Origin of the sequence: Hornefia butyriciproducens (assembly GCF_009695915.1) — a bacterium.
In the GTDB taxonomy this organism is placed as follows: Bacteria; Bacillota; Clostridia; order Peptostreptococcales; family Anaerovoracaceae; genus Aminicella; species Aminicella butyriciproducens.
On sequence record NZ_VUMZ01000006.1, the window covers coordinates 162,322 to 169,041 of the forward strand.

7 protein-coding genes, 2 tRNA genes and 1 rRNA gene are annotated in these 6,720 nt (G+C 46.9%); all 10 read right to left on the reverse strand.

Translation table 11 applies throughout. From position 1 onward, the window contains the following. Positions 1–92: 92 nt before the first annotated feature. Positions 93–596, reverse strand: a complete 504-nt coding sequence (locus FYJ64_RS07750; RefSeq protein ID WP_154574604.1) for a hypothetical protein — start codon at positions 594–596, stop codon at positions 93–95. Positions 597–953: 357 nt separating this feature from the next. Then, positions 954–1,952: a hypothetical protein gene (locus tag FYJ64_RS07755; protein ID WP_154574605.1), complete on the reverse strand. Its 999-nt coding sequence runs from the start codon at positions 1,950–1,952 to the stop codon at positions 954–956. Between the two features lie 245 nt (positions 1,953–2,197). After that, complete coding sequence (locus FYJ64_RS07760) at positions 2,198–3,211, reverse strand: P-loop NTPase family protein (protein WP_154574606.1); 1,014 nt, start codon at positions 3,209–3,211, stop codon at positions 2,198–2,200. Between the two features lie 235 nt (positions 3,212–3,446). After that, entirely contained in the window at positions 3,447–3,725 is a 279-nt protein-coding gene (locus FYJ64_RS07765) for a hypothetical protein (protein ID WP_154574607.1), read from the reverse strand. A 29-nt stretch (positions 3,726–3,754) separates the two neighbouring features. Continuing rightward, entirely contained in the window at positions 3,755–3,931 is a 177-nt protein-coding gene (locus FYJ64_RS07770; RefSeq protein WP_154574608.1) for a hypothetical protein, read from the reverse strand. A 295-nt stretch (positions 3,932–4,226) separates the two neighbouring features. After that, positions 4,227–5,150 (reverse strand): tyrosine-type recombinase/integrase, encoded by a 924-nt coding sequence (locus FYJ64_RS07775; RefSeq protein ID WP_154574609.1) that lies wholly within the window; start codon positions 5,148–5,150, stop codon positions 4,227–4,229. An 89-nt stretch (positions 5,151–5,239) separates the two neighbouring features. Beyond that, positions 5,240–5,319: transfer RNA gene (locus FYJ64_RS07780), tRNA-Leu, on the reverse strand. A 209-nt stretch (positions 5,320–5,528) separates the two neighbouring features. Beyond that, positions 5,529–6,425, reverse strand: coding sequence for a glycosyltransferase family protein (locus FYJ64_RS07785; RefSeq protein WP_154574610.1), 897 nt, complete (start codon positions 6,423–6,425; stop codon positions 5,529–5,531). Positions 6,426–6,502: 77 nt separating this feature from the next. Next, positions 6,503–6,577, reverse strand: a tRNA-Glu gene (locus tag FYJ64_RS07790). Between the two features lie 19 nt (positions 6,578–6,596). After that, positions 6,597–6,713, reverse strand: a 5S ribosomal RNA gene (gene rrf / locus FYJ64_RS07795). Between the last annotated feature and the right edge of the window lie 7 nt (positions 6,714–6,720).

The window sequence follows — 6,720 nt, forward strand, 5'->3', positions numbered from 1 at the left end:
TGCGTAACGATTTTTCATAAAGACACGCTATAAACGTTGAAATTTGGCGCGCTAGACTGCCCCTATTATAACGCGCTTCATCGGGATGTAAATCACGCAAAATCAAAGTCCAACAAAAAAACCTGTAATCCAAGGAAAAAAACTCCTGCGGAAGATGCCTTGTCAATGCTGAGTGCCTGCATACAGTCAATATCGTTGTATGTCATGGACATTCTAACATTATACGGCTTTCCGTCCGTGGTGTAGAAACTCCACTTGATTTTCACGTTCCCGCAGTTGACCGCCATAATCTGAGGCAGTCCGTGAAGGTTTTTTCCGAAGGTCACAATCGGCTTGTACTTTTTCTTCTTTCCTTCGGTATAATATTCGTCCTTGTCCTTCACATAACTATAACTTTTAACCTCACCGATGATTTTCAACTGCACATACGCGTGTTTCTGGGCATCGTATATCTCGTAGCCTGTGTATTCTACTTTCGGATGTCCGTTGGCATCGAGGTTGAAGCAGAAATTTGCGTCTGTCCATTTGCCATAATCCCTTTTTCCTTTGTTTGCGATTTCATTCATGTGATTGTCGCTCAGTTTTGTTCCAGACACGATGCGACTGCTTTTTTTGGTTATCTGGCTCGGCTGAATCATGTACTGATAGGCAGGGTCAATCGGTTTGACGGCATACATACCCTTGATGGTGGTCTTTACGGGGGTGCTTGTTTGCCCGCTTGCATATTTCGTAAATAAATCATTTTTTAGGCGAGTCACTCTTGAACTGCTTGCGGGGGCATACATCGCGTGTACGCTGACCGTGCATATCATCAGCATCAGCAAAATCAACACAATCGCTATTACTGACCGTTTTCTTGTTATCATCAAAGACTCCTTTCTACGAAAAAAGCCCCGCCGTGTGGCAGAGCCGTGTAATGGTGAAATTTATGGAATTTTGTTAGCACTAATCGTTTATTCAAGATGAGTAATACTTTCGTATACAAGGTTATTCCCCTGATAGCCCTTGACCCAGTAGAACTGCTTTCCCTTTCTGTCATTGGCTTCTTTCCCCATGATGTCCGTGTTCCCTTCGGTTACGGTTCCCGCCAATTTCACATTTTCAACAGGCTTGTTGTCGTAATGGAAGTATTCAGTGGTTCCGTAGCGGTCTTTCTGTCCAATCTTCGGCTCGGTTCCGTCAAGTGTCCAGTAGAAGGTCACTCCACTTCCCGCCTTAGATTTCAGTTCCCACTGGAAACCCGCACCGTCAATAGACACACAGGAGTACGGAACATCTCTTTCGCCAATCATCGCAAGTGCCATATCGTTATCCGTCACGCTGTCGGAGAAATCATAGTATTCGCAAGTGTTTCCATGAGCATTCTTATTAGCGTATGAGTAATAGAACTTACCGCCGTGTTCAGTCGTTCCCCCAACTCCTGTACCGCATACACCGCCTCTATCTTCTATGCTCGTCACCTTGACCTTGTACGGTTCGGGAGCAAACTTGGTTTTCAGCATATAGGTATCTCCGACCACCAGACTACCGTAGTTGAAATCTTTGTCAATGGCTATCGTTTCGCTATGCACTTTCCCTTCCTTGGATTGCGGGTTTTTTGGCTTGGATGGGGTTTTAATCGTCACTTTCTTGGACTTGGAATAACTTCCCTTCTTCTTGCCGTTTACCCCGCGTACCTTCACTGTGCAGGATTTCTTAACCTTGAATACCGCACTTGTCTTGCTCGTGGTCTTGACAATCTTTGTTCCCGCCTTGACCTGATATTTCTTCGCTCTCTTGGCTTTCTTCCACTTCACGGTGACGGTTGTTCCTTTGACTGACACCTTCGTTATCTTCACGGTCGCAGGTTTCTTGCTTGCCGCGTAAATCTGGTTCTGGCTCATCATCGGCATGAATGCCATCGTGACGGCTATCGCGATAATCACTATGCTTAGTCTTTTTGTTATGGTCATGGTTTCTCCTTTCCTAACACTTTCCTTGGATTTGGGGTTTTTGCCCTACAGAATTACATCATTCTTAAACTCAAACCCGTTTTCACGGGGGATAATTACATTTCATTCGTCCTTCCTTTCTTTCTCAACACTTTCGTTAAAGACACTGTTCCTGCTTCCTCCACCGCAGTGTCCACAGGCGTTACTTCCCGCGTGTCTTCGGTAGTTCAATTATAGCACAAATCTGCACTATTTTGGGTATCTTTTTATCTGTAATTCTCCGTGGTGTCCGTCATTATCCCGTCTTTCCACTCGTAAACCCTATCGAATCGGGCATACAGGGCTTTCCGTGTCTCTGGATCGATTTTAGGGTACCACAGATCAATTGGGGTGTTGCTCGTGATGAACACTTTCGTGTAGGCCGCCTGCTTGTTTGCATATCTCGCCAGCAGTTTGACCGGGTATCGGTCGAGCAACCGCAGAAGATAACTGATACTGAATTCCCCCCGGAAATCATCCAAAAGCAGTGTCGACTCCGATTCGTACTCATCGAACGGGTGATCCCAATCATCCACGCAATACAGATCTTCCTCGGGGTTGTGAGCATACACCCAACTGGTCTTACCGCATCGTGTGGGGCCGATTAACACAATGACTTCTTTTTTCCCATGTACCGGTTTCTGTAGCATGGTTTTGGCCTGCCTTAATTGATTCATGTAGCGGATGGTTCCCGGCATATTCAGGATCACGTCTTTCAGAGAATACCCGTCATTGAGCATCTGAAGGGCCGCTTTCAGGTCTGTGCGCTCTCCCTGACTTTCGTTTGGCAGTTCTCCCCATTCGGCCGTATTCAGTGTCTGGCATTTTCCGGAATGTTTCCCCACTTTGAAGATGTAGTCCCGCACCTGCTTGGATGTAGAATGTCCCTTCGGTTCCAGATGCATCCCGGGAAACAGGCTCAGGATTCTTTGGGCCTCGATGGTGCTCTTGGCCACAAGATATACGTGGTAGTGATTTTGCGATGCTTTTTCGTGGCAGGCTGCGCAGTATTTCAGCGGGAGTTGATGCAGTTCCTCCACGAATGTGTTGAAGTCCATGGGCGGATTGTTGTATGTGCCGATCCACTTCTTTCTTCGTCCGGTGTACATTCTTTCGAGCGGCTCACTCATCGCCCTAACTTGCAGTCCACCGAGGCTCTTAATGGCTTCTCTGATGCTTTCCATGATTTCTTTATCTCTTTCTGTGTTTTCCATGATTTCCCGATGATTTGTGTTTTCCATAATTACCTCCGATAATCTCTATGTCCTTTTATTTTGTAGAACAGTTCTTTTCCCTATGTACTTATGCCTATGGCCTTGCGGCCTGTTACTTATGCTTATGGCCTTGCGGCCTCCTTTCATTTGTTTGTAATAGAAGTGAACATAAAGGTAATACTAGCTCGTTCACTTCAGCATGTCCCGCCTGGCCTCAGAAGCGGGGGATTCGCCCCGCCCCCCGGCCTTGCGGTAGGCAAGCCTATTCGTACGGTTCAACCTTTTCCACTACGATTGACAACTGAATTTCGCCAGCCTTATCGTAATAGGGCTTAATCGTCGCCCCTTCATATGTAACCGGTACAATTCGGTTCTCCACATCAACCGTACAAGGTCCCTTGCACTTAAGAACCACTTTATCGTAATTCAGTTCACGGGATAAGCAGGAATACTTTGTTCCTATTACTTTCCCTTTACTGCCGTCCTCAGCGTATTCATGCCAGTCTGTGGTCTTTACGCACTGAAGGACTTCTCCGATCATACTAGGAGATAGTTTCAGCTCATGAAGTTTCAAAACGCTCCTCCTTTCTCATCATCCTCAGGACTCAAAACTGCATACATGACGAGGTTTCCATCTGTATCAGTTTCGCCGGCTTTCAGTACTTCCTTAGGAATCGTCAGCCGGTAGTAACCTTCCTCCAGCGGCTCAAAATGGAGAACCACTGTTGTAGAAAGATTAATAGACATATCATCTCTCCTTCTTTTATTAGTTCAATAACGGATTAAAGCCAAATCTTTTTCGGTCACCCGTACATGCCGGCATCCCGCCCGAAACGGATTTATCAATATCTGTCTTTTGGCAGATGCATTATACAACTTTCGATATAAAAAAACAATCAGTATGCAGTTATTTCACATAAAAAACACATTGGAATTTCAACGTTTTAAAGTCACCATTAACGTTTTACTGTCAGAAGTTTAACTCTACCATTAAGCATATTTCCTAGCATATGAGCCTCAAAATATACATAATCGTCCAATCTCAGAGCTGTATTTTATCGTGACGGAAACTATTAAGAATATCGATGTTTTTCATATCGATCTGCATATCCGATACCACCAGATTGATGTAGTTCTGTGTTGTCGTGATGTCTTTATGGCCCAGCATCCGCTGGATGGTCGGCAGACTGACTCCGGCAAGAACACATTTTTTCGTGAAGGTATGACGGAAAAGATGACAGGATGTTTTAGCAACCCCGTGCCTGATATTGTAATCGTGAACCGCTTCCTGAAAGGTTCTCCGGTCTCCCTGACCGCCGTAAACATTACAAAAAACATAATCTTCCGCATTTCCACCGCGAACCGAAAGATATTCGGCCAGAATTGCAACCAAACTGTCCTGAAGGGGGATTATCTGCTGTCTGCGTCCTTTCGTCCGTCTCAGCCTGACTGTGGCCTCTGTGAGGTCAATATCCTGAATCTGCAGACCCAGCGCAGAACCGATCCGATTTCCCGTTGCCAATAGATAGTTTTCGAGTACCCAAATCTGATAGACGCGGAATCCCTCTTTTTTCTTCGGCTTATGACCGAGAAGCAGTCTCAGCTCGGCATCGGTGTAGGTGTCTTTTAATTTTCTGTCGGAACGAACCATAGTGACTTTTATTTCACCCAGATATTCCTTGCCTGCGCTCCATCTGAGAAAGACGCGGATTGTCCTGAGGTAGGAATTGATTGTCTGACCGGTCACGTTTCGATCCATCATAAAAGAGACGAACTGAGAGATGCTCTGCTGCGTAATGTCGTCCATGGAATCACAGGAAACCGCGGTGAGAAACATATTCAAATGATCGCAGTAAGTTGTCAGGGTTGCTTTTGACAGTCCCATCAACCGTTTGTTTTCGAGGAACTCTTCTACCGCTGAATCCGGGGTAATATTTTCTTTCTTAAACGTAATTTTATGACGCACTAGACCCTCCCGAAACCATTAAATAATCTAGCGCGTCTTCGAATGCAACAAAATACCCTGCAACCGTTACGGCTACAGGGTTTTCCTAATGCGCGATGAGGGACTTGAACCCCCACGGTCTCCCACCAGAACCTAAATCTGGCGCGTCTGCCAGTTCCGCCAATCGCGCGAGTGATCACGATGTAAATTCTAACAAAATCATTGAATTGTGTCAAGGAAAAAACAGAGCAAACAACGCGTGCAGGAAAGGATTTTTCAAGTGGAAATATAACTGTTTTCAGCGTGTTTTATGCAGTGTACGTCTTATCCCCCCTCTTCGTGTATGAAAAGCTCGGAAATTTCAAAACAAGCGGTCGTACAGTATCATATTATCGTCGTTTAGTTTTCTTGGTATTCGCCCATCGAGCGAAGTCTGGTGAATTCGTCCCTGACCGGCTCAAGGTCCTCCTTGTAGGTAATGCCGAACCACCTGTCGCGCGTCCGGCGGACGTGCACGCGAATTTTCTTTTGTTCCAGAAGGCTCCCGACAACTTTCGGAATGAGGAACTCCTGCTCTGCAAGCTCCTCACCGCTGCCAAGGAACGAAGCAAACTCCCTGCCCAGTACACGCATAAAATCCGCACCGAATCCCCACATATTCATCGAAACGACGGCGTCCGAATCCAGAATTCCGCTGTCCGAGACGATCATCCCGCCCGTACTGCGGATGTTATAAGTTTCCCGAATGCTCCGGAGCATTCCCCGTCCGTCTACATCGCACATGCCCCGGGTCACGCCTCCGTTTTCGCTCAGGGTGTTTTTCAGTACAAAACCGATCAGGCAGGCCTCCGCCTCCTTCGGGTCTTCGGTCAGGTAACGCGCCAGAAGTTGAAACGCATCCCTGCCGTAATAATCGTCCGCATTGATCACCGCAAAGGGACCGCTGACAAGCTCCCGGCAGGACAGAACAGCCTGACCGGTTCCCCAGGGTCTGACACGGCCAGCGGGGACACTGTGTCCCTGAGGAATGTCTTCCAGTTCCTGAAAGGCGTATTCAAACCGGACGCCCCGTTCACAGTACAGACGCTCAATCCTGTTTCCGATAATGCACCGGAAATCGTCTTCAATCTCCCTGCGGATCACAAAGATAATGTGGTTGAATCCTGCCTCAACTGCATCATAGACCGAATAATCGATAATGATTCTACCCTGATCATCCATCGCCTCCAGCTGCTTGATTCCACCTTTATACCGGGATCCGATTCCTGCTGCCATTATGATCAGTGTAATTTCCATAAAAAAGTTCCTCCGTCGGGTTATAGTATACCATATATCCAAACAAAAAAACAGGATCCGGGAAAGATCCTGCCGTGTGGTGACCCCATCGAGAATCGAACTCGAGTTACCGCCGTGAAAGGGCGGTGTCTTAACCGCTTGACCATGGGGCCATATGATGAAAAAAAACTGAACCGGCAGCGTCCTACTTTCCCGGGCAGTCACCCGCCAAGTATCATCGGCGCTGAAGAGCTTAACTTCTGTGTTCGGGATGGGAACAGGTGTGACCTCCTCGCTATTGCCACCGGATTCAGTT

Coding starts and splice junctions, on each gene's coding strand:
- FYJ64_RS07765 (WP_154574607.1), bottom strand. CDS start 3,725: ATGATCGGAGAAGTCCTTCAGTGCGTAAAGACCACAGACTGGCATGAA.
- FYJ64_RS07785 (WP_154574610.1), bottom strand. CDS start 6,425: ATGGAAATTACACTGATCATAATGGCAGCAGGAATCGGATCCCGGTAT.
- FYJ64_RS07770 (WP_154574608.1), bottom strand. CDS start 3,931: ATGTCTATTAATCTTTCTACAACAGTGGTTCTCCATTTTGAGCCGCTG.
- FYJ64_RS07755 (WP_154574605.1), bottom strand. CDS start 1,952: ATGACCATAACAAAAAGACTAAGCATAGTGATTATCGCGATAGCCGTC.
- FYJ64_RS07760 (WP_154574606.1), bottom strand. CDS start 3,211: ATGGAAAACACAAATCATCGGGAAATCATGGAAAACACAGAAAGAGAT.